Annotated in this window: 23 protein-coding genes; 11 read left to right on the top strand and 12 right to left on the bottom strand. The window is 65.1% G+C overall.

Going from position 1 to position 21,978, the window contains the following annotated elements:
• Positions 1 to 343 precede the first annotated feature (343 nt).
• The 5 genes from P6U31_RS09155 (at position 344) to P6U31_RS09135 (ending at position 3,688) form a co-directional block, all read left to right on the top strand.
• Positions 344 to 811 (top strand): hypothetical protein, encoded by a 468-nt coding sequence (locus P6U31_RS09155; protein ID WP_407187877.1) that lies wholly within the window; start codon positions 344 to 346, stop codon positions 809 to 811.
• Positions 812 to 956: 145 nt separating this feature from the next.
• Complete coding sequence (locus tag P6U31_RS09150; RefSeq protein WP_407187876.1) at positions 957 to 1,172, top strand: hypothetical protein; 216 nt, start codon at positions 957 to 959, stop codon at positions 1,170 to 1,172.
• Position 1,173: 1 nt separating this feature from the next.
• Complete coding sequence (locus tag P6U31_RS09145) at positions 1,174 to 1,299, top strand: hypothetical protein (protein ID WP_407187875.1); 126 nt, start codon at positions 1,174 to 1,176, stop codon at positions 1,297 to 1,299.
• Positions 1,300 to 1,423: 124 nt separating this feature from the next.
• Positions 1,424 to 2,059, top strand: a complete 636-nt coding sequence (upp, locus tag P6U31_RS09140; protein ID WP_407187874.1) for a uracil phosphoribosyltransferase — start codon at positions 1,424 to 1,426, stop codon at positions 2,057 to 2,059.
• Between the two features lie 33 nt (positions 2,060 to 2,092).
• Positions 2,093 to 3,688, top strand: coding sequence for an AMP-binding protein (locus P6U31_RS09135; RefSeq protein WP_407187873.1), 1,596 nt, complete (start codon positions 2,093 to 2,095; stop codon positions 3,686 to 3,688).
• A 2-nt stretch (positions 3,689 to 3,690) separates the two neighbouring features.
• Here the strand turns inward: P6U31_RS09135 and P6U31_RS09130 are convergent, their stop codons facing one another.
• Genes P6U31_RS09130 through dctP form a run of 6 tightly spaced genes read right to left on the bottom strand, consistent with a single transcriptional unit; the run spans position 3,691 to position 10,646 of the window.
• Positions 3,691 to 4,932: an acetyl-CoA hydrolase/transferase family protein gene (locus P6U31_RS09130; protein ID WP_407187872.1), complete on the bottom strand. Its 1,242-nt coding sequence runs from the start codon at positions 4,930 to 4,932 to the stop codon at positions 3,691 to 3,693.
• 7 nt (positions 4,933 to 4,939) lie between these two features.
• Entirely contained in the window at positions 4,940 to 6,493 is a 1,554-nt protein-coding gene (locus P6U31_RS09125) for a class I adenylate-forming enzyme family protein (RefSeq protein ID WP_407187871.1), read from the bottom strand.
• 30 nt (positions 6,494 to 6,523) lie between these two features.
• Positions 6,524 to 7,690 (bottom strand): acyl-CoA dehydrogenase family protein, encoded by a 1,167-nt coding sequence (locus P6U31_RS09120; RefSeq protein ID WP_407187870.1) that lies wholly within the window; start codon positions 7,688 to 7,690, stop codon positions 6,524 to 6,526.
• 38 nt (positions 7,691 to 7,728) lie between these two features.
• On the bottom strand, positions 7,729 to 9,018 hold the full coding sequence (locus tag P6U31_RS09115) for a TRAP transporter large permease (protein WP_407187869.1): 1,290 nt from the start codon (positions 9,016 to 9,018) through the stop codon (positions 7,729 to 7,731).
• 11 nt (positions 9,019 to 9,029) lie between these two features.
• Positions 9,030 to 9,584 (bottom strand): TRAP transporter small permease subunit, encoded by a 555-nt coding sequence (locus P6U31_RS09110; RefSeq protein WP_407187868.1) that lies wholly within the window; start codon positions 9,582 to 9,584, stop codon positions 9,030 to 9,032.
• Positions 9,585 to 9,617: 33 nt separating this feature from the next.
• Positions 9,618 to 10,646, bottom strand: coding sequence for a TRAP transporter substrate-binding protein DctP (gene dctP / locus P6U31_RS09105; protein WP_407187867.1), 1,029 nt, complete (start codon positions 10,644 to 10,646; stop codon positions 9,618 to 9,620).
• A 221-nt stretch (positions 10,647 to 10,867) separates the two neighbouring features.
• On the opposite strand from dctP, the gene P6U31_RS09100 reads away from it, so the two are divergent.
• The 4 genes from P6U31_RS09100 to P6U31_RS09085 are packed head-to-tail and all read left to right on the top strand — an operon-like array spanning position 10,868 to position 14,183.
• Positions 10,868 to 12,070, top strand: a complete 1,203-nt coding sequence (locus P6U31_RS09100) for a CaiB/BaiF CoA transferase family protein (protein ID WP_407187866.1) — start codon at positions 10,868 to 10,870, stop codon at positions 12,068 to 12,070.
• A gap of 46 nt (positions 12,071 to 12,116) precedes the next feature.
• On the top strand, positions 12,117 to 12,569 hold the full coding sequence (locus P6U31_RS09095) for a MaoC family dehydratase (protein WP_407187865.1): 453 nt from the start codon (positions 12,117 to 12,119) through the stop codon (positions 12,567 to 12,569).
• Positions 12,569 to 13,420: an HpcH/HpaI aldolase/citrate lyase family protein gene (locus tag P6U31_RS09090; protein ID WP_407187864.1), complete on the top strand. Its 852-nt coding sequence runs from the start codon at positions 12,569 to 12,571 to the stop codon at positions 13,418 to 13,420. The genes P6U31_RS09095 and P6U31_RS09090 overlap by 1 nt, the downstream gene beginning before the upstream one ends.
• Before the next feature lie 22 nt (positions 13,421 to 13,442).
• A complete protein-coding gene (locus tag P6U31_RS09085; protein WP_407187863.1) occupies positions 13,443 to 14,183 on the top strand; it encodes an IclR family transcriptional regulator in 741 nt (246 codons plus the stop codon).
• A gap of 113 nt (positions 14,184 to 14,296) precedes the next feature.
• Here P6U31_RS09085 and P6U31_RS09080 read toward each other — a convergent pair whose 3' ends face one another.
• From P6U31_RS09080 to P6U31_RS09055, 6 genes are all read right to left on the bottom strand, one after another.
• Positions 14,297 to 14,674 carry a hypothetical protein gene (locus P6U31_RS09080; RefSeq protein ID WP_407187862.1) on the bottom strand — a complete coding sequence of 126 codons (378 nt, stop codon included), beginning with the start codon at positions 14,672 to 14,674 and terminating at the stop codon, positions 14,297 to 14,299.
• 275 nt (positions 14,675 to 14,949) lie between these two features.
• A complete protein-coding gene (locus P6U31_RS09075; protein ID WP_407187861.1) occupies positions 14,950 to 15,741 on the bottom strand; it encodes a fumarylacetoacetate hydrolase family protein in 792 nt (263 codons plus the stop codon).
• Positions 15,742 to 15,867: 126 nt separating this feature from the next.
• Entirely contained in the window at positions 15,868 to 16,974 is a 1,107-nt protein-coding gene (locus P6U31_RS09070; protein ID WP_407187860.1) for a trypsin-like peptidase domain-containing protein, read from the bottom strand.
• Between the two features lie 156 nt (positions 16,975 to 17,130).
• The gene (locus P6U31_RS09065; RefSeq protein ID WP_407187859.1) at positions 17,131 to 17,466 is read right to left on the bottom strand and encodes a hypothetical protein; all 336 of its coding nucleotides are present in this window, start codon (positions 17,464 to 17,466) and stop codon (positions 17,131 to 17,133) included.
• 88 nt (positions 17,467 to 17,554) lie between these two features.
• Positions 17,555 to 18,046 (bottom strand): Hsp20/alpha crystallin family protein, encoded by a 492-nt coding sequence (locus tag P6U31_RS09060; RefSeq protein WP_407187858.1) that lies wholly within the window; start codon positions 18,044 to 18,046, stop codon positions 17,555 to 17,557.
• A gap of 78 nt (positions 18,047 to 18,124) precedes the next feature.
• A complete protein-coding gene (locus P6U31_RS09055; protein ID WP_407187857.1) occupies positions 18,125 to 18,586 on the bottom strand; it encodes an Hsp20 family protein in 462 nt (153 codons plus the stop codon).
• Positions 18,587 to 19,010: 424 nt separating this feature from the next.
• Here P6U31_RS09055 and P6U31_RS09050 point away from each other — a divergent pair, with 424 nt between their 5' ends.
• Positions 19,011 to 20,225, top strand: a complete 1,215-nt coding sequence (locus P6U31_RS09050) for an ABC transporter substrate-binding protein (protein ID WP_407187856.1) — start codon at positions 19,011 to 19,013, stop codon at positions 20,223 to 20,225.
• An 8-nt stretch (positions 20,226 to 20,233) separates the two neighbouring features.
• A complete protein-coding gene (locus P6U31_RS09045; RefSeq protein WP_407187855.1) occupies positions 20,234 to 21,967 on the top strand; it encodes an FAD-dependent oxidoreductase in 1,734 nt (577 codons plus the stop codon).
• Positions 21,968 to 21,978: the final 11 nt, after the last annotated feature.

The following is a 21,978-nucleotide window of genomic DNA, read 5'->3' as shown; positions in this document are numbered from 1 at the left end:
GGCCCGCCTCGACGCAGGACTGGGGCTGCTGAAAGGCTTTCCCCGCGGCCATCCTTCGAGACGCCCGCCTTGGGCGGGCTCCTCAGGATGAGGACCGGGTGCGTGGTTGCAATCTCAAAGAGCGCTGACGCCGATGAGCCTCATCCTGAGGAGGCGCGTCAGCGGCGTCTCGAAAGACGAGGCGTGCGCACGGGCTGCCGCTACGAATCGCGCTGCCCCGGAAGGCCGTCTACTTATGGAGTCCCTATATCTCTCGCCCGATCCCCATCTCGCTTTCAAATGCCCTCCTGGCCATCTTGGCAAAGCCGGCCGACTGACCGACGCCAACTCCAGGAGGCCTGACATGACCGCCGTTCTCCAACGCCTCGCCCCACCTTCCCTCAGTCAGCAGCTTCGCGACGCGGCTGCGATGACGCGGCCGTTGATGCTCGACATCATCGCGCATGCCTGCCGGCGCTATCCCTCGCTCGGCCAGAGCAAGCGCACCGCGCGCATCATGCGCCTGATCGACGCCGAGGCCTGGGCCGACGCGGCGCTGCGCCTGCTGGAACTCGAGCTGCCCATGTGGCAGGTCCGCCGTATCGCCTATGACGAGGGCGAATGGCATTGCGCCGTCTCGCGCGAGCGCGAGCTGCCGGACTGGCTGGATGAAGCGGTCGAGGCCCACCACGCCGACCTCGCACTCGCCCTGCTGTCGGCCCTCGTCGAGGTCAGGGCTGTGGCTACCGAGGCGCCGCGGCCGAGCGTTCCTTCCGTAGGGCCCGCGCGCGATCCGCTCTACGAGCCGCTTGCCTGCGACAATTTCGACTGAAACGGCTCGACGGATCGGCGCCGTGTCGCAAGCTCCTGACATGCGGTCGCCCCGGTGCCCCACCTCGCGATCCTACGCAACGATGGACATCATGAACGGCAGATTGGAGCGGCCGTCTTGCCGCCGAAGAACAAGGACCTCCACAATGTCGATCCTGACACACGGTCTTGACCAGCCCTTCCAGGCCGAACGTCCGGCGCGCATCTCCGAGGCGCGCAAGGCCCAGCTCAAGCGCATCGCGCTCCAGGCGTTTGCCTTGCTCTCGATGGGCAGCGTGCTCACCGCACTGATTGCGCTCAGGACCGCGATCCATTTCTGGCGGCTCCGCATGCGCCTCGGCGCAACACCTGCGGACAAGTAGCATGCAACTCAAGGCAAATCTCGAGCACGCGGTCACCACGACCATCCTCGCTTTGACGCTGAGCATGGTCTGGGGCGCCATCCTGACCATCGTGATCACGCTCGTGGCGCGCGGGGTCGGGGTCTAGCTCCTCGCATCCCTCTCGATCAGCCGGACCTGCAGCGCGGTGGCAATGCCCGTATGGACACCGGCCGCGCGGAAAAGACCCGGCCGATCTGGCGCAATTCCAGGGAACCGTGTAGATCGGTTTCATGAGCACTGGCAATGTCAACGTCGTCGTCCACCCCCTGGTCCAGCACAAGCTCTCGCTGATGCGGGAGAAGGACCGCTCGACCAAGAGCTTCCGCGAGATCCTGAACGAGATCGGGATGCTGCTCGGCTACGAGGTGACGCGCGACCTGCCGTTGGAGCTGGTCGAGATCGAGACGCCGATCGCAGCGATGCAGGCGCCGAAGATCGCCGGCAAGAAGCTCACGCTGGCGCCGATCCTGCGCGCCGGCGTCGGCTTCCTCGACGGCATGCTGGCGCTGATGCCCTCGGCGCGCATCGCCCATATCGGGCTCTACCGCGACCCCGAGACGCTGCAGGCCGTGGAATATTACTTCAAGGCGCCGCAGGACCTGTCCGATCGCACCGTGATCCTGATGGACCCGATGCTGGCGACCGGCAACTCGGCCTGCGCCGGCGCCTCCCTGCTCAAGGCGCGCGGCGCCCGCGACATCCGCTTCGTCTGTCTTCTGGCCGCGCCCGAGGGCATCGCGCAATTCCGGAGCGAGCATCCCGACGTGCCGATCTGGACCGCCGCGATCGACGAGCGGCTCAACGATCACGGCTACATCGTGCCAGGCCTGGGCGATGCCGGCGACCGGATGTTCGGCACCAAGTAGACAGATCTGCACGATCGAGTTACTCCGCTTGCCATGAGTGCCAACGCGTTCTCGCTGCAATCGCTGATCCGGACCGAGGCCGCCGCCGATCCCGCCTTCGTATGCGACGGCACCGCCGTCTCGCGCGCCGAATTCGAAGGAAAGATCGAGCAGACCGCGGCCTGGCTGGCGGCGCAAGGCATCGGCAAGGGCGACGTGATCGCGGTCTGGCTGGTCAACCGGATCGAATGGCTCGCACTGCTGTTCGGCGCCGCCCGGCGTGGTGCGATCGTCGCCGCCGTCAATGCGCGCTACCGCAGCGCGGAAGTGGCACATCTGCTTCGTTTGTCCGGCGCCAGGCTGATGGTAGTCGAGGCCATCTTCCGCTCGATCGATTTTGCCGCGATCCTCGCCGATCTCGCCACGGATGAAGTCCCCGCATTGCAGACGCTCGCGGTGGTCGGAGCCGACACGATCCCGGCGCATTGGCCCTGCGTGCGCTTCGATGCATTCGACAAGCCCTATCCGCCGGCGCCGCCAGCGCAGGATGATATCGACCTTCCGGTCCTCCTTTACACGACATCGGGCACCACCAAGGGACCGAAGCTCGTGGCGCATTCGCAGCGGACGCTCGCGGGCCACGCTGTCGCCATCGCCAAGGCGCTTGGGCTTGATCCGCAACGTCATTCGCTGCTGGCCATGCTGCCGTTCTGCGGCACCTTCGGGATGACGAGCCTGCTCGGTTTCGTCGCGGCGGGCGCGACCGTCCACGTGCTCGACGCCTTCGAGGCGGCGCCGGCGCTGAAGACGCTCGTCCAGCACAGGATCACGCACGCGTTCGGCTCCGACGAGATGTTCCGCCGCATCCTCGCCCTCACCGATGCGCCACGCCCGTTCCCGCATCTTGAGGTCTGCGGCTTCGCCGCGTTCCAGCCCGGCTGGCGCGAGCTTGCCGCGGAGGCCGAGGCGCGCGGCCTGCCGCTGTACGGCCTCTACGGGTCGAGCGAGGTGCAAGCCTTGTTCTCGATCGCACGCACCAGTGACGCCTTTTCTGACCGCATCGAGGGCGGCGGCTGGCCGATGTCGCCCGATGCGCAGGTGCGCGTGCGCGACACCGAAACCGGCGAGCTGGCGTCGTTCGGCATTTCCGGCGAGATCGAGATCAGCGCGCCGTCACGCTTCCTCGGCTATTTCAACAATCAAGAGGCGACGCGCGACGCGATCACTGCGGACGGGTTCTTCCGCACCGGCGACATCGGCCGGCTGCGCGGCGACGGCTCCTTCGTCTACGAGACGCGCGCCGGCGACGCCATGCGGCTCGGCGGCTTCCTGGTCGCGCCCGGCGAGATCGAGGACGAGCTCAAATCCTATCCCGGCGTGGCCGACGCCCAGGTGGTTGCGGTCGATCTGAAGGGCCAGGCACGCTGCGTCGCCTTCGTGATCCCGGCCGGGGAGCCGCCGGCACAGGAGGCGGTGATCGCACGGCTGCGCGACCGGCTGGCTGGCTACAAGGTGCCGGCGCGAATCTATGTGGTGGATTCCTTTCCCGTCACCGACAGCGCCAACGGCGTGAAGATACAGCGCGCCAAGCTCCGCGCGATGGCGATGGAACGGATCGCTTCCGAAGAGGCGGACCTCGTCCAGCGCTGAATTTACATCGCGCGGAGACGGGCCGACAGGGCATCACGATGCTCGGGCGCGGCGATCGCGATCATGCGGCGCGCGCGCTCGGAGAGGCCACAGCCGCGCAACTCCGCGATGCCCCATTCGGTGACGATCGCATCGACATCGGCGCGCGGCGTCGTCACCGCCTCGACATGGGCGACGATCCGGCTGGTCCCGTCGGACGCCGTCGCCGGCAGGGCGATGATCGCTCGCCCTCCGGGACAGGCATTGGCTCCACGCACGAAGTCGAGCTGCCCGCCGATTGCGCCAATCGCAACGCCATTCAACGTCTCGGAATTGACGCTGCCGTCGAGCCCGACCTGAAGCGCCGCGTTGATCGCGACGAGCCGATTGATCCGCGCCAGCACCTTCTGGCCGTGCGTGTAGGAGGTCGGCCGCACCGAAACGGTCCTGTTCTCATGGACAAAACGATAGAGCCGTCGTGTGCCAATCACCTGGTTGGTGACGGTGAGCCCGGCATCGATCCCTTTCTTCGCATTCGTCACCGCGCCGCGCTCGATCAGATCGACGACCGCATCGTTGATCAGGCCGGAATGGACGCCGAGATCGCGCAGATGCGACAGCGACGAGAGAATCGCGTCCGGAATCCGCCCGACACCGAATTGAAGGGTGCTGCCGTCGGCGATCAGGCTCGCCGCATGCGCAGCAATGCGCCGGGAGACGTCATCGGGCGGCGTCGCGGCCAGCTCGACGGGTGGCCGGCGCGCGGTCACGCGCACATGGAGCGGCACCTCGTCCGGCCATTCCGCGCCAAACGTGAACGGCGCATCCGGATTGATCTCGGCGATGACGAGACGCGCGCCGCGCGCCGCGTCGATGACGTAGTCGTTGGAGAGGCTTGCGCTCAAGCGGCCGTCGCCGGCTTGCGCAAGCTGCACCAGAACGACATCAGCCCTGTGGCGGTGCGCCGCGAAATCGGCGCAGAAGGCGCTGTAATTGCTTGGAATTACGTCTAGCCGCCCGGCCCTGGCAAGCCGCCGTGCATTGCCGATCACTCCGTAGCTCTGGAACGTCACGTTGGGGGCGCTGGCGGCGGGGAACGTGTCCGAAAAGATCGGTCCGACCATCATGCGGAACGATGGCAAATGCCCGGCCTGCGCCATCAGCGCTTCCGTCAGCGTGACCGGCTCCGCCGTCGCCTGCCCGCACACCACGAGATCCGCTTCGCGGATCAGGGAGGAGAAATCGATCGGCGCATGCTCGGGCATGGCCGCGTCAATCCATCGGCGAAAGGCGCGTGGAGGATGCGCCGAGCAGCGCGCGCAGTTCGGTCTTCACGATCTTGCCGTAGCTGTTCTTGGGCAGCTCTGTCATGAGGTAATAATGCTTCGGCCGCTTGTAGCGCGCGATCCATGCATGGCAGACCTGATCGAGCTCATTTCGCGTGACTGCCCTGTCGGCAGCGGGAACGACGACGGCCACGACCTCCTCGCCCCATTCCGGATGCGGCCGACCAATCACGGAGACTTCGGCGACGGACTCATGCCGCAGCAACACCTCCTCGACCTCGCGCGGATAGATGTTGGTGCCGCCGGAGATGATGACGTCCTTGGAGCGGTCCTTCAGTGTGAGGAAGCCATCGGCGTCAAAGGTGCCCATGTCGCCGGTATAGAGCCAGCCGTCACGCAACGTGTTCGCGGTGGCGTCCGGGTTCTGCCAGTAACCGGACATCACGGTATCGCCGCGCACGACGATCTCGCCGATCTGATCCGCCGCAACATCGCGTCCCGTCTCGTCCACCGTGCGCACCTGCACGACGCCTTGGGCGATGCCGACCGAGGCGAGGCGCTCCTCATAGCGCGGATGCCCGACCTCGACATGCATCGACCTCGGCAGATAGGTGATGGTCATCGGCGTCTCGCCCTGACCGTAGATCTGGACCAGCTTCGGGCCGAACGCGTCGAGCGCCGCCTTGCAATCGGCGACATACATCGGGCCGCCGCCATAGATGATGGTCTTCAGCCCCGGCGCCGTGGCGCCCGCAGCTTCGGCGGCGACGGTCAGGCGGCGCACCATGGTCGGCGCGGCGAAGAAGGAGATGCCGTCGCGCCTTTCCGTCAACTCAAGAATCTCATCCGGCTCGAAGCGGCCGCTCTCCGGAATGATCTGCGCGCCCATGCCGAGCACATGCGGCACCATGTAAAGGCCGGAGCCGTGCGACATCGGCGCGGCGTGCAGCAGCGCCTCGCCAGGCACGATCGGATTGACCTCGGCGAGATAGTTCAGCGACATCGCCAGCAAATTGCGATGGCTGAGCACGGCGCCCTTGGGCCTGCCGGTCGTGCCGCTGGTGTAGAAGATCCAGGCCGGATCGGTGATCGCGACATCGGCGATGGCAATGGCGTCGGCCTTCCCGAGCCCGCGGTGCTCGGCCGATCCGATTTCGATGATCCGTGGCTTGGCGGTGCCGAGCGCCAGCGCCTCCGACGCGACATTCGCCATGTCTTCGGTCACGAAGACGAGTGCGGCACCCGAATTGTCGAGGATGAACGCGACCTCGCGCGGATGCAGCTTGGCGTTGATGGGCACGGCGACCAGCCCGGCATGCCAGCAGGCGTAGAGGCAAGCGACGTAATCGGGCACGTTCTTCATCAGCAGCGCGACGCGGTCGCCTTTGGCAAGACCCAAGCGCTGCCGCAGCGACGCAGCCAGCGAGGCCACGCTCGCGGCGAGCGAGCCGTAGTCGGCGACCGGCGTCAACCCCTTCAACAGTGCCGGCGCCGATGAATTGGCCTTGGCGGCGCGCAGGAGGTGGTGAGCGAGGTTCATGGCGTTCCTGCCGACCCGTGCACAGGAAGATTAATACGATTTGGCGAGGCCAAGCACCTTTTCGGCAATGAAGCTGAGCGCCAGCTGCGGGCTGACCGGCGCGATGCGCGGGATCAGCACCTCGCGCAAGTAGCGCTCGACGTGAAACTCCTTGGCATAGCCGAAGCCGCCATGGGTCATCACAGCCTGCTCGCAGGCCGAGAAGCCGGCCTCGCCCGCGAGGTATTTCGCGGCATTGGCCGCAGCGCCGCAGGGCATGCCCTTGTCATATTGCCAGGCCGCCGACATCACCATCAGCCAGGCGGCCTCGAGCTCGACCCAGTTCACCGCGAGCGGGTGCTGGATGCCCTGGTTCTTGCCGATCGGACGATTGAACACGGTGCGTGTCTTGGCGTATTCGGTCGCACGCGACAGCGCGAGCTTGCCCAGACCGACCGCCTCGGCCGCGATCAGGATGCGCTCCGGATTCATGCCTTCGAGAATGTACTGGAAGCCCTTGCCTTCCTCGCCGATCCGATCCTCCATCGGAATTTCAAAATCCTCGAAGAACAGCTCGTTGGAATCGACGATCTTGCGGCCCATCTTCTCGATCTCGTGGACCTTGATCTTGGTGCGGTCGAAATCGGTGTAGAACAGGCTGAGGCCGTGGGTCGGCGAGCGCACCTCCTCCAGCGGCGTGGTGCGCGCCAGCAGCAGGATCTTGTGCGCGACCTGCGCGGTCGAGATCCACACTTTCTGGCCGTTGACGATGTAGCGGTCGTTCTTGGCGACCGCGCGGGTCTTGAGCTGCGTGGTGTTGAGGCCGGTGTTCGGCTCGGTGACGGCAAAGCAGGCCTTCTCGCGGCCCTCGATCATCGGCGGCAGCATGCGCTTGCGCTGCTCCTCGGTGCCGAACACGACGACGGGGTTGAGGCCGAACACGTTGATGTGCACCGCGGAGGCGCCGGACATGCCGGCGCCTGATTCCGCGATGGTGCGCATCATGATCGCAGCTTCGGTGATGCCGAGGCCGGAGCCGCCATATTCCTCCGGCACGCAGATGCCGAGCCAGCCGGCATCGGCAAGCGCCTTGTGAAAGTCGTGCGGGAAGCCGCCGTCGTGGTCCTTCTTGAGCCAATAGGCATCTGGAAAACCTTCGCAAATCTTGGCGATGGCGTCGCGAATGGCTTCCTGTTGATCGGTGAGCGCGAAGTCCATGTTCTTGATCTCCTTCTTGGGAGCCGCCAGCTCCGATCCTAGCGCCCCATCTGCGAAGGCAGCCAAAGAATGATAGACGGAAACGCCACCAAAAGCGCGATCGCGATCAGATGCGCAATGAAATGCGGGAAGGTGCCGTGAAACACTTCCGCCACCGGCCGCTTGGCGTAACGGGCGACGATGAAGCAATTCAGCCCGACGGGCGGCGTGATCATGCCGACCTCGGCGGTGACGATCTTGATGACACCGAACCAGATCGGATCGAAGCCGAGCGTCTTGATCAGCGGCAGCACGATCGGCACGGTCAGCACCAGGATCGCGATCTGGTCCATGAAGGAGCCGAGCACGATATAGCCGAACAGGATCAGCGTGATGATCACCCAGCGCGAGGTCTGCAGAGATCCGATCCAGGCGACGAGATCCTGCGTGACGTGGGTGAGCGTGAAGAAGTAGCCGAAGATCGAGGCACCGACGAGGATCGTCACGATCATGCAGGTGCCGTGGCAGGCGCTGAGCAGCGCCTTGTAGAGCGAGCCGGGTGTGACCCTGCCCTTGGCGATGGCAAGGGCCAGCGCACCCGCCGCGCCAAGGGCCGAGGCCTCGGTCGGCGTCGCCACGCCGAGATAGATGGTGCCGGTGACGAGCGAGAACAGCAGCGCCATCGGGCCGACCTGCCACAACAACGCGAACCGTTCCCGCCATGAGACCGGCTCGACCCGAGGGGCGCGCGAGGGATCCTGCCAGACCAGGAAATAGATCGTCGCCATGATCGTGGCGGTCACCAGCGCCGCTGGAATGATGCCGCCGATCAGGAGCTGCCCGATATTGACCTCCGCGAGCAGGCCGAAGATCACCAGCGCCACGCTGGGCGGGATCAACATCGCCAGCGTCCCCGAGATCGCGACGACGCCGGCCGCCATCTTCGGCTCATAGCCCTGCCGGATCATCGCTGGCAGGCTGGTCGACGACAGCGTCGCGGCCGATGCCGTCGAGGTGCCGCAGATCGCACCAAACCCAGCGCCGGCAAGCGCGGTTGCCATGCCGAGCCCGCCGGGGATGCGGCCGACCCAGGCCGATGCTGCCTTGAACATGTCGTCGGCGACGCCGGACAGCAGCACGAGATCTGCCATCAGCAGGAACATCGGGATCGTGATCAATTCATAGGACGAGACCGTGGAGAGTGGCGCCGTCTGCAGAATACCGAACAGCGTGCCGGTGCCGCCGACCATCAGCAGGCCGACCGAGCCGGCAAATCCCATGGCAAAGCCGACCGGCGTGCCGATCGCCAGCAGGACAAAAAGCAATCCAAGCACGAGAATGACTGTCATCGCTGCCGCCGTTATTCGAAGGAGTGGGCTTCGCCGGTCTCGTTGACAGGCGGCAAGGGAAACAGGTCACGTCCGGAGACGAGGCTGAGCACGTTTCCAACAAGCTGCAGCGCCAGCCGCAGCACGAGCACGCCGCAGCCGAACGGCACCAGCGCGGCCGAAATCCAGGTCGGCCACGCAATGGCGCCGGCCAGCACGTCGTGCTGCTCGTAGTTCTCCAGCGCGCGCTCGAACCCGACCTTGCAGATCAGGACGAAGACGAACAAGCCGGTGAGTGCGGTGACGATCTCCGACAGGCGCCGGCCCACCGGCGGAAAGCGCGAGAGCAGGATGTCCACGCCGACATGCGCGTGAACCCGCAAGGTATCGGACAAGGTCAGGAAGAAGACGGCGGCCAGGAGATACAGCCCGATCAGGTCGTAGGTGAAGGAGAATGGGCTGTTCATGACGTAACGCATGAAGACGTCGGCCACGACCAGCGCCATGATCGCAAAGAGAGCGACCGCAGCGATCACCGTCAGCGCGCGCTCCAGCACGCCGAGCACATCCGTTGCCCGCTTGATCATCCCTGGCCCTCCCGTTTCGCTGCAATCGTGCCGCTATTTCGCCCCGGCAGCTGCGAGCAGATCTTCGAACTCCTTCAGCGCTGCAGAAGCCTGCTTGCCGCGGCCGTCCAGCGCCGTCGCCCATTCCTGCGCGACGCCCTTGAGCTTCTGCTTCATTTCGGCGCGCGTGGCATCGGGGAGCGCGGTGAAGCTGATGCCCTGGTCCTTCATCTTCTGCCGCGTGACCTCCTGCTCCTTGTCGACGTCGGCGCAGGCCTTGGGCGTGATCGCTTCCGACGCCGCGTCCATCGCCTTCTTCACGTCGTCGGGCAGCTTGTCCCAGACCGATTGATTGATCGAGTAGGCAACGATGAAGCTGCCGAAGCTGACGCCTTCGGTCGCGTATTTGACGAGCTTGTCCAGGCCGTAGGCAGCGACGCTGTCCATCGGGAAGAGCAGCCCGTCCATGGTGCCGCGCGACAGCGACTCATAGGCGTCGGGCGCCGCCATGCGCACCGGCACCGCGCCGAGCGTGCGCACCGTCAGATCCTGCGCGCCGCCGGTGGTGCGCAGCTTCAAACCCTGCATGTCCTTGATCGTCTCGACCTTCTGCTTGGCCGTCCACACCTGATAGGGCGGCAGCACCACGGCCATCAGCAGCTTGATCTTGTTGGGCGCATATTCGCGGCTGGCGAGGACGCCTTCCCGTGCCGCCTTCCAATAAGCGAGCGTGCCCTGGCAACTGGTCTGGAACGCGCCCGGCAATTGCGCGACCTCGGACAGCGGCATCTTGTCCGAGACATAGGACGGCCCGATGTAGCCGATGTCGACCACGCCGGACTGGGTCAGCCGCAGCATGTCGATGGCCTTGCCGATCTGCTGGTTCGGATAATGGGTGAAGGTCACGCCGCCATTGGTGCGCTTGGTGACGTCGTCCATCCAAGGCTTCAGCATCAGGCGCACAAGATAGTGATCTGCGGGGAAGCTATCGGCGACCTTCAGCTCCAGCGCCTGCGCCGGCCGAATCGAGACCGGCAGCGAGAGTGCCAGCGCCGCGGCCGCCCAGATCCAAATCCTCTTCATTCGCTTTCTCCCTGACGCGCCCTCACGCCGAGGCGACAGCCGATCACTGCCAACCGGTCCGGCTTCACTTCTTGCTTGATGAGGATGTACATATATGTGAATTTATCTGTCAAGTATATGAACTCTGCATAGGCCGATGCCTCGGCTGGAGACGCTCGCGAATTGACACCGCTGATTTCTGAACTCTAACTCCACATATATGAACTCCCACAGAGGGCCTCATGGGACCGCTCGCCGGCTTCACCATTCTCGACCTGACCTCCGTGCTGATGGGCCCCTATGGCACGCAGGTGCTGGCGGACATGGGGGCCGACGTCATCAAGGTCGAAAGCCCCGAGGGTGACATCGTTCGCCAGATCGGTCCCGGCCGCACGCCCGGCATGGGCGGGATGTTCCTCAATGCCAATCGCGGCAAGCGCAGCATCGTGCTCGATCTCAAGAGGACGGAAGGCCGCGAGGCGCTGCTGCGGCTGGCGAAGCGCGCCAACGCACTGGTCTACAATGTGCGCCCGCAGGCGATGGCGCGGCTCGGGCTCGACTATGAGACGCTGGCGGCGATCAATCCTGCGCTCGTCTATGTCGGCGCGTTCGGCTACGGCCAGTCCGGTCCCTACGCCGCAAAGCCCGCCTATGACGACCTGATCCAGGGCGCGGCGACCATTCCGACGTTACTCGCCGCCGCCGGCGACGGCACGCCACGCTACGTTCCGGTCACCATCGCCGACCGCATCGTCGGGTTGATGATGGTCAACGCGATTCTGGGCGGGCTGATGCACCAGCAGCGCACCGGCACCGGCCAGCGCATCGACGTGCCGATGTTCGAATCGATGACGGAGTTCGTGCTGGTCGATCATCTGGGCGGGCTGACCTATGACCCGCCGCTCGACCATGGCGGCTATGCCCGCCTGCTGTCGCGCTATCGCCGCCCCTACAAGACCAGCGATGGCCATCTCTGCGTGCTCATCTACAACGACAAGCACTGGCGCAGCTTCTTCGAGGCGATCGGGCAGCCGGAATTCCTCGATCAGCCGCGCTTCGCCAACCACGCCGCGCGCACCAGGCATATCGACGAGATCTACGAGGAGATCGGCCACATCTTCGCAACACGCACCACCGCGGAATGGCGCGAGCTCCTCGAGCGCGCCGACATTCCGGTGATGCCGATGCATACGCTGGAAACGATCCTGGACGATCCGCATCTCAATGCGACCGGTTTCTTCCGGATGGTGGATCACCCCGTGGAAGGTCGCATCCGCCAGATGCGCGTACCCTCCACCTGGAGCGTGACGCAGCCGGAAGCCGCCGGCCCGGCACCGACGCTCGGCCAGCATGGCCGCGACATCCTGCACGAGGCCGGTTTCTCGACCGACGAAATCGACCAGCTCGCAGAGCAGAAGGCAGTTCACCTGGCAGCGCCGCCTTGAGCGCGTGCGCTGGCCAAATCGCACGAGACAAAGGGAGGAAACCGCGATGGCCGGACTTTATTTCGAAGACTTTTCCGTGGGCCAGGAGTTCAGGCATCCGCTGACCCGGACCGTCACGGAGATGGACAACACCATGTTCAGCCTGCTGACCCTCAATCCGCAGCCGCTGCATATCGACGCGCATTTCTCCGCAAAGACCGAGTTCGGCCAGCGCATTTTCAACAGCCTTTACACCCTCGGCATCATGATCGGCATGACGGTCTATGATACGACCTTGGGCACCACCGTCGCCAATCTCGGCATGACCGACGTCACGTTTCCAAAGCCGGTCTTCCATGGCGACACCTTGCGGGCGACGACGAAGGTGCTTTCGTTGAGGGAATCCAAATCGCGCCCGCGGGCGGGCATCGTCGAGTTCGAGCACCATGCCTTGAACCAGAACGACGAGATCGTCGGCAAATGCCGCCGCATGGCGATGATGCACAAGAGGCCGGTCTGATGCGTTCGATGCTGTTCGTGCCGGGCGATTCCCCGCGCAAATTCGAGAAGGCGAGCGAAGGCAAGGCCGACGCGCTGATCATCGACCTCGAAGATTCCGTCGTCACCGAGAAGAAGGCGGAGGCGCGCGGGCTGACGCTCTCGATGCTGAAGAGCCGCCCCGGCCCGCACCAGCTCTATGTTCGCGTCAACGCGCTCGACACCGGCATGACACTGGCCGATCTCGCCGCAGTGTTGCCCGGCAAGCCGGACGGCATCGTGCTGCCAAAATCCCAACGTGGCGACGACGTGCGCCAGGTCGCGACCTGGCTCGAAGCCTTGGAAGCCGCGGCCGGCATCGCGGTCGGCACGACCCGCATCGTCTGCGTGGCGACGGAGACCGCGGGCTCGATCTTCGGCCTCGGCAGCTACAAGGGCTGCTCCCCCCGCCTTGCCGGCCTGATGTGGGGCGCTGAAGATCTCTCCGCCTCGCTCGGCGCCACCGAAAAGGCGTCCGGCGGCGTGTTCCACAGCCCCTACCGCCTCGCGCGCGATCTGTGCCTGATGGCGGCGGCCGCGGCCGAGGTTGCCCCGATCGACACGGTCTACACCGACATCGACAATCTCGCCGGCCTCGAGCAGGAGACGCGCGCCGCGCGCCGCGACGGCTTTTCCGCCAAGGCGCTGATCCATCCCAAGCATGTCGACATCGTCAACGCGGCGTTCGAGCCGACGGACGCCGAGCGGAGCTGGGCGGAGAAGGTGATCGCGGCGTTCGCGAGCAATCCCAATTCCGGCACGCTGCGGCTCGACGGCCAGATGATCGACAAGCCGCACCTTCGCGCCGCGAAGAAGATCCTCGGCCAGCCCTAGGAAGCAGGACGCAAAGCCCGCCATGATCGTTCGCCAAGCCGCAAACGTCCTGGAGATCATGGAGTTCTTCGCGCAAGCGAGGAAGCCGGCGACGCTTGCAGAGATCGCCGATCATTTCGGCTGGCCGCGCTCCTCGACCTTCAACCTGCTCGCGACGCTGTCGGAGAAGGGCTATCTCTATGAGCCACGACCGCGCGCCGGCTTCTATCCGACGCCGCGCTGGCTCGCCATGGCGCGGATGATCTCGGAAGTCGAGCCGCTGCCGCCGTGGACGCATCAGCTGGTCAGCGATCTCTCCGCCGAGACCGGCGAGACCGCTTCGATCGTGGCGCCGGCCGGCGTGATGGCCGTGTTCATCGACGTCGTCGAATCCGCTGCCGCGATCCGCTATTTCGCGACCGTCGGTCACCGCGTGCCGATCCACGCGACCGCCAGCGGCCGCGCGCTGCTGCTGCAATATTCTCAAGAAGAGCGCGACTCCGTCTATCGCAAGATCGAATTCAAGCAATACGGCCCGTCGACGCCGATCAGCATCGAGGCGGTGGAGACCGAGCTGCGCAACTCGATCGCGCGCGGTTACTGCCAGAGCTTTGGCGACTACAGCCGCGACCTTGCCGGCGTCGCGATCCCCTTGCCGATCGGCGACCGCCGCCTCTCGGTCGTCGTCGCCGGCCCCGAGTTCCGCATCGGCCCCAAGGTCGCGGACGTCGCGGCGCTGATTGCGCGGACCGTCGAGCGGCTGCGGCCGAAGCCGTCGGCGTGACGCCGCGACTTTGGAGCGTCTTCGAGCGAAGTGGACACCGGTTCGCGTGAAGGAAACGCGCCAAAACAAGGATCGAGAGCTTCGGTTCTGATTCAATCAGAACCGAAAATGCTTTAGTCGAAACCCTGTACGGGCGGCGGCGCGCTCTGCGCCGGCACGGCAGGCGCGGCTTGAACCGGTGGGGCCGGATTGCCGGCAGCTCTCATCTCGCCGCTGGCATCCATGGCCTGGCGCGTGCGCGTCGGGCTCCTGGCCGCCCGGCGGGGCGGCGCCCGGTGCGTTGCCGACTGCGCCCCCCGCATGCCCCACGAGCGGGCGATCGAAGGTCCGGCCGTATAACCGATCAAGGCTCCGGCGACCGCCCCCACCGGCCCCAGCACGACCGCGCCAGACACCGCGCCGAGCGCTGCATCGCCCGCGCGCTCCTGCGCAACCGCGCTCACGGGCACACAAGCCAGCATTGCGACAGCAGTGATCAGAGCCTTGGTCATCGGAGTGCCTCCCTCACGGGAAATCACTCGTTCTCAAATATGGCCACACGAGGTTCGCTTGCCGGCCAACAAATGGCAATCGGCCGGCGGAACCGCCCGCGAAGCGACGATGCCGGCACCGTCCAAACGAGCCAAACGTTGCCACAGTCGGACCGTCACGAGAGCTCGTCATGCCCGGGCTTGTCCCGCCCGCGGGGCCGAAGCCGGCAGGCGGAGGCGAAGGCCCGGGCATGACGATGCGGAGAGTGCGTGCGATCGCTCCGCCGCGCCGCCAGCTAAACGATCTTGATCGACATGTCCGGCAAGCCCTCGAGCTTGCACAGCAGCACGTCGCCCTTCACCACCGGGCCGACATTCTCCGGCGTGCCGGAATAGATGATGTCGCCGGCCTTCAATTCGAACGCCTCCGACAGTTTTGCGATCTGCTCGGCCACGCTCCAGATCATCTTGCTGAGATCCGAGCTCTGCCTGACGGTGCCGTTGACCGCCAGCGAGATCGCCCCCTTCTCGAAATGGCCGGTCTTGCTGGCCGGATGAATCGGGCCGAGCACCGCGGCGTGGTCAAAACTCTTGCCGATCTCCCAGGGCTTCTTCTCCGCGGCCATGCCGTTCTGGAGATCGCGCCGGGTCATGTCGAGACCGAGCGCGTAACCGTAGACGTGATCGAGCGCCTTATCGACCGGGATATTGGTGCCGCCGGACTTCAGCGCGGCAACCAGCTCGACCTCGTGATGATAGTTCTTGGTCAGTGACGGATAGGGATGGTCGGCGACCTCGCCGATCGCGACGTTCTGGATCGCGTCCGTCGGCTTCTGGAAGAAGAACGGCGGCTCGCGGTTCGGATCGGAGCCGCGCTCGATTGCATGTGCCGCGTAGTTGCGCCCGATGCAGTAGATGCGCCGGACCTGAAACACCTCCGTCGCGCCGACGATTGGAATCGTGACCATCGGCACCGGAAAGAGCGGCTTGGGGCCGGCCTGCGCTGCGGCCGGTGCGACCTCGGTCATTGAAACGGCGCCTGCCGCCGCGGCGGCTGCAAGCAGATCTCGTCGCGTGGGTGAGGTCATCTCGGGTGCTCCCTTTGCCTTTGCTTGGGCAGCGTCATGCGCGCCGATCCGGCTGATAATCGATATTTGGTGTGCCAGCAACATGGATCAGCGCGACGAGCGAGGTGCCCCCGTGCTGCGAACCGGCTAGCGGACCAACCGATTGCCTCCGGCGACGGCACTGCTTGTTTCCGGCGCGGGCGCAACTCTCACCACGGCGGTGAGCGGGGCGCCATTGCGCAGCAAGCTGAGCTTCACCTCCTCGCCGATGCGCGCGAGGCCGATCGTGTTGCGGAGCTGGGCCGCGGTGCGGATCGGGCGGTCGTCGGCCTGCGTGATGATATCTCCCTTGCGGAGCCCCGCCTGTTCCGCCGGCGAATTCGCCGCAATCTCCGCGATGACGGCGCCCTGAGTCAGCCCCTTGTTGATCGACGGATGCAGCTCCTTCAGCGAAACCCCGATGCGGCCGCGCTCGACGCGGCCATTGGCGATGATCTGCTCCATCACCCTGCGCGCCATGTTGACGGGAATCGCGAAGCCGATGCCAACATTGCCGCCGGCAGGCGAGATGATGGCCGAGTTGATGCCGACCAGCTCGCCGCGCAGGCTTACCAGCGCGCCGCCGGAATTGCCCGGATTGATCGCAGCATCGGTCTGGATGAAATCCTCATAGCCCTGCTTGCCGAGCCCGGTTCGTCCCAGCGCACTGACCAGACCTGAGGTCACGGTCTGGCCGAGGCCGAAGGGATTGCCGATCGCAAGCACGAAATCGCCGACGTCGAGCGCATCGCTGTCGCCGAAGGGAAGCGCCTTGAGGCCGGCAGGATTTTGAATCTGCAGCACGGCAACGTCGGTCGGCGGATCGCGCCCGACCACTTTGGCGGAAAACTGCCGGCTGTCCTTGGTCGTGATCTGGACCGTGGAGGTGCCTTCGACCACATGGTTGTTGGTCAGCACGTAACCGCGCTCGGCATCGACGATCACGCCGGAGCCGGTCGCGTTGACCTCCTTTTCGATCTGCCGGGGAACATCGAAGAATTCGCGGAACAACGGGTCGCGGTAGAGCGGATTGTCTTCGCGCACGCGGCCGTGCACGGAAATGTTGACCACGGCGGGTGTGACCCGGCGCACCAGCGGCGCAAGGGTCGGCACCGAGCCGCCGGTCTTCAGATCCGGGATTTGGCCAGCGGCGGGCTGCGATGACGTGAGCGCGAGCACCAGCAGCGCCAGCGAAAGCAAACGCGCAACATTCATCTTGGTCACCTGCCGCTAAACCGGGATGTGAATGGAGAACTCTGTGGCCTCAGTCGCGCGGTGCGCCGACGAGACCGCTCATGGAAAGAAAGGGAACAGCGAAGGCTGCCGAGACCTGGCCGAGCAGCACCAGCCCCAGAACGGTCTGCGTGAGCATCATGCGCTTCGCCCCTCGGCGGCGGCCCAGGGCCGCCGCAACCGCATCGGCACGCCGCCACCACGCGGCGGGTCGTCATTGTCGTTGTCACCGTCGAGCTTGCGCAGCGCGGCGAGGATGTCGGCGAGCCGGACCGTCCGGCTCATCCCGGGGATCTCGCGCAAGCCGGGACAGGATTCAACCGCGTACATGTCGGACGCCCAGGACGACAGGATGATGCGCTTCTCCGGCGTCGAGAGTTCCTCAGCAGCCAGGACATCGGTGGGCGAATCGTAATGGGCCGCGGGGTGAAACAGCGGGTTGAGAGTGCCGGCATTGGTGTTCACGTTGGTCATCGATGGTGCCTCCCCTCATGCTCCTTTCCAAGGGACGGGTTTGATGATGACGGGGCGGCGGCGACGATCGCCGCCGTCCCGCTCGATGTCAGTGCGTGTTGATCGCGATGCGCTTGACGCCTTCGCGCGCCTTCTCGGATTTCGGCAGCGACACGGTCAGAACGCCGTTCTTGAACGATGCCTCGGCCTTGTCCTCCTCGACGCCATCCAGCGGAATCTGCCGCTCGAAGGCGCCGTAATATCGCTCGGTAAAATACCTGCCTTCGCCGTTGCGCTCCGCCTTCTTCTCGCCGCGGAGCGTCAGCACGCCGTTGGCAATCTCGAGCTGGACGTCCTTATCGGTGAGGCCCGGAAGCTCGGCCGAGACGGTCAGCGTCTTATCAGTTTCGCTGAGCTCGACCTTGGGCCAGCCGAAGCGGCCTTCCATCAGCGGCGACAGGCTGGTCGGCCCGAAGCCGCGGAAGACGTCGTCGAACAGACGGTTCATCTCGCGATGAAGCGTCAGGAACGGGTCGAAATTGTCGCGCGCAGGTCCAAGCTCCTGTTTCCCTGACCAGGGAATGAGATCACGAAAACCCATGGTTCTCTCCTCCATGCACCGGGGAGCGCGGCCCACGCATCGGCGCGCCGCGCTCCGCCCTCTCGGTTGCTCGAGCGCTTAGGCCGCTTTCTTCTGCTCGATCTGGGAAGCCGCAGGCGCGGCACCCGAGATCGGAATCCGGCGCGGCTTCATCGCTTCCGGAACCTCGCGGACGAGGTCGATGATCAAGAGGCCGTCCTGGAAGGAGGCCTGCTTCACCTGGACATAGTCAGCAAGGTTGAACACACGCCGGAACGGTCGCGCGGCGATGCCCTGGTACAGATATTCCCGCGCAGCGGTCTCGGGTTTCCTGCCCTCGATCGTGAGCGCGTTCTGTTCGGCCGTCACCGTGATATCGTTGGCGCCAAAGCCCGCCACTGCAAGGCTGATCCGGTAATGGTCCTCACCCGAGCGTTCGATGTTGTAGGGGGGATAATTGTCCTCGGTCGCCTGGCGTAGCGTGCTGTCGACGAGGTCGGCCAGATGGTCGAAGCCGATGGTGGAGCGCCACAGCGGCGCGAAGTCGAAACTGGTCCTCATAACCAAGTCCTCCTGAGAGCAAGATGGATACGAAGGAGCGCGAGACTGGGTATCAGACGGGGTCCGAAGACCGGCCCGGCGCCCGTACCGGACCCAATCTGGCATCCGGCACACCGCTCTCGCGGCGAAAAACGACTTAGAAAACCGGAAAACGCTTTCAAGGGGGCGGCAAGAAAATTTTTCAGTCCGCCGGCCACGCCCAATTGAGCGCTGCAGTCTCACCGCGTCATTGCGAGGAGCCTTTGCGACGAAGCAATCCAGTCCGCGGAGAGATCCTTGATTGCTTCGCTACGCTCGCAATGACGGTCGTTGGGTTCACTAAAACCTAACGCCATATTCGTCATTGACAAATTCATTCGCTCATATCTAATTTACCTTCCGAGCGACCAGCCGCCTTGCGGCCAATAACAGAGAGGAAACAACGATGAGAGGGCTTCTGGCCTGCGCCATGCTCGCCGGCATGACTTCGGCTGCCATGACCACAGCAGCGACCGCGCAAATCTCCGATGACGTCGTGCGGATCGGCGTGCTGACGGATCTGTCGAGCTGGGGCCGCGACAACTCTGGCCCGGGCTCCGTTGAGGCGGCCAAGATGGCGGTGGAGGAATTCGGGCCCACCGTGCTCGGCAAGCCGATCGAGATCGTCAGCGCCGACCACCAGATGAAGACCGATGTGGGCGTGCAGATCGTGCGCGGCTGGTTCGACAATGGCAAGGTCGACGCCGTCGTCGACATCCCCAATTCCGGCATCGCCATCGCCGTGCACAACATGGTGCGCGAGCGCAATAAGATCGCCCTGCTCTCCGGTCCCGGCGCAAGCTCGCTGACCGACGAGCTCTGCAGCCCCAACACCGTGCACTTCACCTACGACACTTACGCGCTGTCGAAGGTGACGGCCTCCGCCGTGATCAAGGAAGGCGGCAAGTCCTGGTACTTCATCACGGCCGATTATGCTTTCGGCCAGCAGCTCGAGAAGGACGCCACGCGCTTCATCAACGAGATGGGCGGCGAGGTGCTCGGCGGCGTCAAGCATCCGACCAACACCGCGGACTTCTCCTCCTTCGCGCTGCAGGCGCAGAGCTCGAAATCCGACGTCGTCGCCTTCGCCAATGCCGGCCAGGACACCGACAATGCCATCAAGCAGTCCGGCGAGTTCGGCCTGGTCCAGGGCGGCCAGAAGCTGGTCGGCCTGTTGATGTTCGACACCGACGTGCACGCCATCGGCCTCAAAGCCGCACAGGGCACCTACATGACCACGGCTTCCTATTGGAACATGGACGAGGCGACGCGGGCCTGGTCCAAGAAGTTCTACGAGCGCACCAAGGTGATGCCGACCATGATCCAGACCGGCGTCTACGGCTCGGTGCTGCATTACCTGAAGGCCATCAAGGCGGCCGGCACGGACGATTCCGCCAAGGTGATGGCCAAGATGCGCGAGCTGCCGATCGAGGATATCTTCGTCCATGGCGGCAAGTTGCGCGAGGATGGTCGCGTTATCCGCGACATGTATCTGGCCAAGGTAAAGACGCCCGCGCAGTCCAAGGAGCCGTGGGACTATCTGGATATCGTCAAGACCGTGAAGGGCGAGGACGCCTTCCGCCCGGTCTCCGAGTCCAAATGTCCGCTCTTGAAGAAGTGAGGTGAACGATGACCGGCAACGAGCATAGCGCAATTGAGACTTACGAGTGCGACGTGCTCGTCGCCGGATCGGGTTGCTCCGGCATGTCGGCCGCGATCACCGCGCGATATCGCGGCCTCGACGTGCTGATCGTCGAGAAGGAGCCGCGCTTCGGCGGCACCACCGCGCGCTCCGGCGGCTGGCTCTGGATTCCCGGTACTTCGCTGGCGAAGGCCTATGGCATCGAGGAGACGCCGGACCAGGCCCGCACTTACCTGCGGCACGAAGCCGGCAACAATTACGATGCGGCCCGTGTCGATGCATTCCTCTCGGCCGGCCCCGAGGCAGTCGATTTCTTCACCACCAAGACGGCGTTGCGCTTCGACATGCCGCTGGTGTTTCCCGACTATCACGCCGAAGCGCCCGGCGGCGCGCAGGGCGGCCGCTCCATGGTGACGCGGCCGTTCGACGGCCGCGAGCTCGGCGACCTCATCAAGTCACTCGGCATGCCGCTGCCCGAGCTGACCGTGTTCGGCATGATGCTGGGAAGCGGCAAGGAGATCATCCATTTCATGCGGGTGACGAAGTCGCTGACCTCGGCGGTCTATGTCGCCAAGCGGCTGTCGCGGCATTTCATGGACGTGCTGCGGCATGGCCGCGGCATGACGCTCACCAACGGCAATGCACTCGCCGGGCGCCTCGCAAAGTCTGCGCTCGACCTGAAGATTCCGATGTGGCTGTCCTCGCCTGTGCGCGAGCTGACGGTCGAGAACGGCACCGTGACCGGCGCCATCGTCTCGCGCGAGGGACGCGAGGTGCGTGTCCGCGCACGTCAGGGCGTCGTGCTCGCCTGCGGCGGCTTTCCCCATGACGTCGAGCGGCGCAGGAAGATGTTTCCGCACGCACCGACCGGCGTTGAGCATTATTCGCCCGGCCCAACGGGCAACACCGGCGACGGCCTGCGGCTTGCGGAGGGCGCCGGCGGCCGTATCGAGGATCGCCTGCCGAACGCTGCGGCCTGGGTCCCGGTGTCGCTGACCACGCGCAAGGACGGCTCGAAGGGCGTGATGCCGCATTTCATCGATCGTGCCAAACCCGGCGTGATCGCGGTGATGCGCGACGGCAAGCGCTTTACCAATGAAGGCAATTCCTACCACGACTTCGTCCAGGCCATGATCAAGGCCGCAAAGCCCGGAGAGGAGATCGCCGCCTATCTCCTCTGCGATCACAAGACCCTCCGGACATACGGCCTCGGCTGCGTGCCGCCCTTTCCGATGCCGCTCGGTCATCATCTCGATACCGGCTACCTCATGCGCGGCGACACGCTGGAGGCGCTCGCGGCGAAGGCCGGCATCGATGCCGGAGCATTGGTCGAGACCGTCAGGCAGTTCAATGCCACGGCGCCGCAAGGTTACGATGCCGCTTTCGGCAAGGGCTCGAAGGCCTATAATCGCTACCAGGGCGATGCACTGCATGGCCCCAACCCTTGCGTCGCGCCGATCGAGAACGGGCCGTTTTATGCCATCAAGATGGTGATCGGCGATCTAGGCACCTATGCCGGCATCGTCACCGATGCGAACGCGCGCGCGCTTGACGCCGAGGGCCGGGTCATTCCAGGCCTCTATGCCGCCGGCAACGACATGGCAAGCATCATGGGCGGCAACTATCCGGGTGCCGGCATCACGCTTGGGCCGGCGCTGACCTTCGGCTACATTGCCGGACGTCATCTCGCCGACAGCGCCGCCAAGCGCGACGCGGCGTAAACGGAACGCCG

It is taken from the genome of Bradyrhizobium centrosematis, assembly GCF_045571495.1.
GTDB classification, from domain to species: Bacteria; Pseudomonadota; Alphaproteobacteria; order Rhizobiales; family Xanthobacteraceae; genus Bradyrhizobium; species Bradyrhizobium centrosematis.
The sequence above is the reverse complement of the archived record's forward strand: the minus strand, read 5'-3'. Positions and strand labels throughout refer to the sequence as shown.

What these genes read in the sequence shown, in the direction of transcription:
- P6U31_RS09155 (WP_407187877.1), top strand. Translation starts at nt 344, where the DNA reads ATGACCGCCGTTCTCCAACGCCTCGCCCCACCTTCCCTCAGTCAGCAG.
- P6U31_RS09150 (WP_407187876.1), top strand. Translation starts at nt 957, where the DNA reads ATGTCGATCCTGACACACGGTCTTGACCAGCCCTTCCAGGCCGAACGT.
- P6U31_RS09145 (WP_407187875.1), top strand. Translation starts at nt 1,174, where the DNA reads ATGCAACTCAAGGCAAATCTCGAGCACGCGGTCACCACGACCATCCTC.
- upp (WP_407187874.1), top strand. Translation starts at nt 1,424, where the DNA reads ATGAGCACTGGCAATGTCAACGTCGTCGTCCACCCCCTGGTCCAGCAC.
- P6U31_RS09135 (WP_407187873.1), top strand. Translation starts at nt 2,093, where the DNA reads ATGAGTGCCAACGCGTTCTCGCTGCAATCGCTGATCCGGACCGAGGCC.
- P6U31_RS09130 (WP_407187872.1), bottom strand. Translation starts at nt 4,932, where the DNA reads ATGCCCGAGCATGCGCCGATCGATTTCTCCTCCCTGATCCGCGAAGCG.
- P6U31_RS09125 (WP_407187871.1), bottom strand. Translation starts at nt 6,493, where the DNA reads ATGAACCTCGCTCACCACCTCCTGCGCGCCGCCAAGGCCAATTCATCG.
- P6U31_RS09120 (WP_407187870.1), bottom strand. Translation starts at nt 7,690, where the DNA reads ATGGACTTCGCGCTCACCGATCAACAGGAAGCCATTCGCGACGCCATC.
- P6U31_RS09115 (WP_407187869.1), bottom strand. Translation starts at nt 9,018, where the DNA reads ATGACAGTCATTCTCGTGCTTGGATTGCTTTTTGTCCTGCTGGCGATC.
- P6U31_RS09110 (WP_407187868.1), bottom strand. Translation starts at nt 9,584, where the DNA reads ATGATCAAGCGGGCAACGGATGTGCTCGGCGTGCTGGAGCGCGCGCTG.
- dctP (WP_407187867.1), bottom strand. Translation starts at nt 10,646, where the DNA reads ATGAAGAGGATTTGGATCTGGGCGGCCGCGGCGCTGGCACTCTCGCTG.
- P6U31_RS09100 (WP_407187866.1), top strand. Translation starts at nt 10,868, where the DNA reads ATGGGACCGCTCGCCGGCTTCACCATTCTCGACCTGACCTCCGTGCTG.
- P6U31_RS09095 (WP_407187865.1), top strand. Translation starts at nt 12,117, where the DNA reads ATGGCCGGACTTTATTTCGAAGACTTTTCCGTGGGCCAGGAGTTCAGG.
- P6U31_RS09090 (WP_407187864.1), top strand. Translation starts at nt 12,569, where the DNA reads ATGCGTTCGATGCTGTTCGTGCCGGGCGATTCCCCGCGCAAATTCGAG.
- P6U31_RS09085 (WP_407187863.1), top strand. Translation starts at nt 13,443, where the DNA reads ATGATCGTTCGCCAAGCCGCAAACGTCCTGGAGATCATGGAGTTCTTC.
- P6U31_RS09080 (WP_407187862.1), bottom strand. Translation starts at nt 14,674, where the DNA reads ATGACCAAGGCTCTGATCACTGCTGTCGCAATGCTGGCTTGTGTGCCC.
- P6U31_RS09075 (WP_407187861.1), bottom strand. Translation starts at nt 15,741, where the DNA reads ATGACCTCACCCACGCGACGAGATCTGCTTGCAGCCGCCGCGGCGGCA.
- P6U31_RS09070 (WP_407187860.1), bottom strand. Translation starts at nt 16,974, where the DNA reads ATGAATGTTGCGCGTTTGCTTTCGCTGGCGCTGCTGGTGCTCGCGCTC.
- P6U31_RS09065 (WP_407187859.1), bottom strand. Translation starts at nt 17,466, where the DNA reads ATGACCAACGTGAACACCAATGCCGGCACTCTCAACCCGCTGTTTCAC.
- P6U31_RS09060 (WP_407187858.1), bottom strand. Translation starts at nt 18,046, where the DNA reads ATGGGTTTTCGTGATCTCATTCCCTGGTCAGGGAAACAGGAGCTTGGA.
- P6U31_RS09055 (WP_407187857.1), bottom strand. Translation starts at nt 18,586, where the DNA reads ATGAGGACCAGTTTCGACTTCGCGCCGCTGTGGCGCTCCACCATCGGC.
- P6U31_RS09050 (WP_407187856.1), top strand. Translation starts at nt 19,011, where the DNA reads ATGAGAGGGCTTCTGGCCTGCGCCATGCTCGCCGGCATGACTTCGGCT.
- P6U31_RS09045 (WP_407187855.1), top strand. Translation starts at nt 20,234, where the DNA reads ATGACCGGCAACGAGCATAGCGCAATTGAGACTTACGAGTGCGACGTG.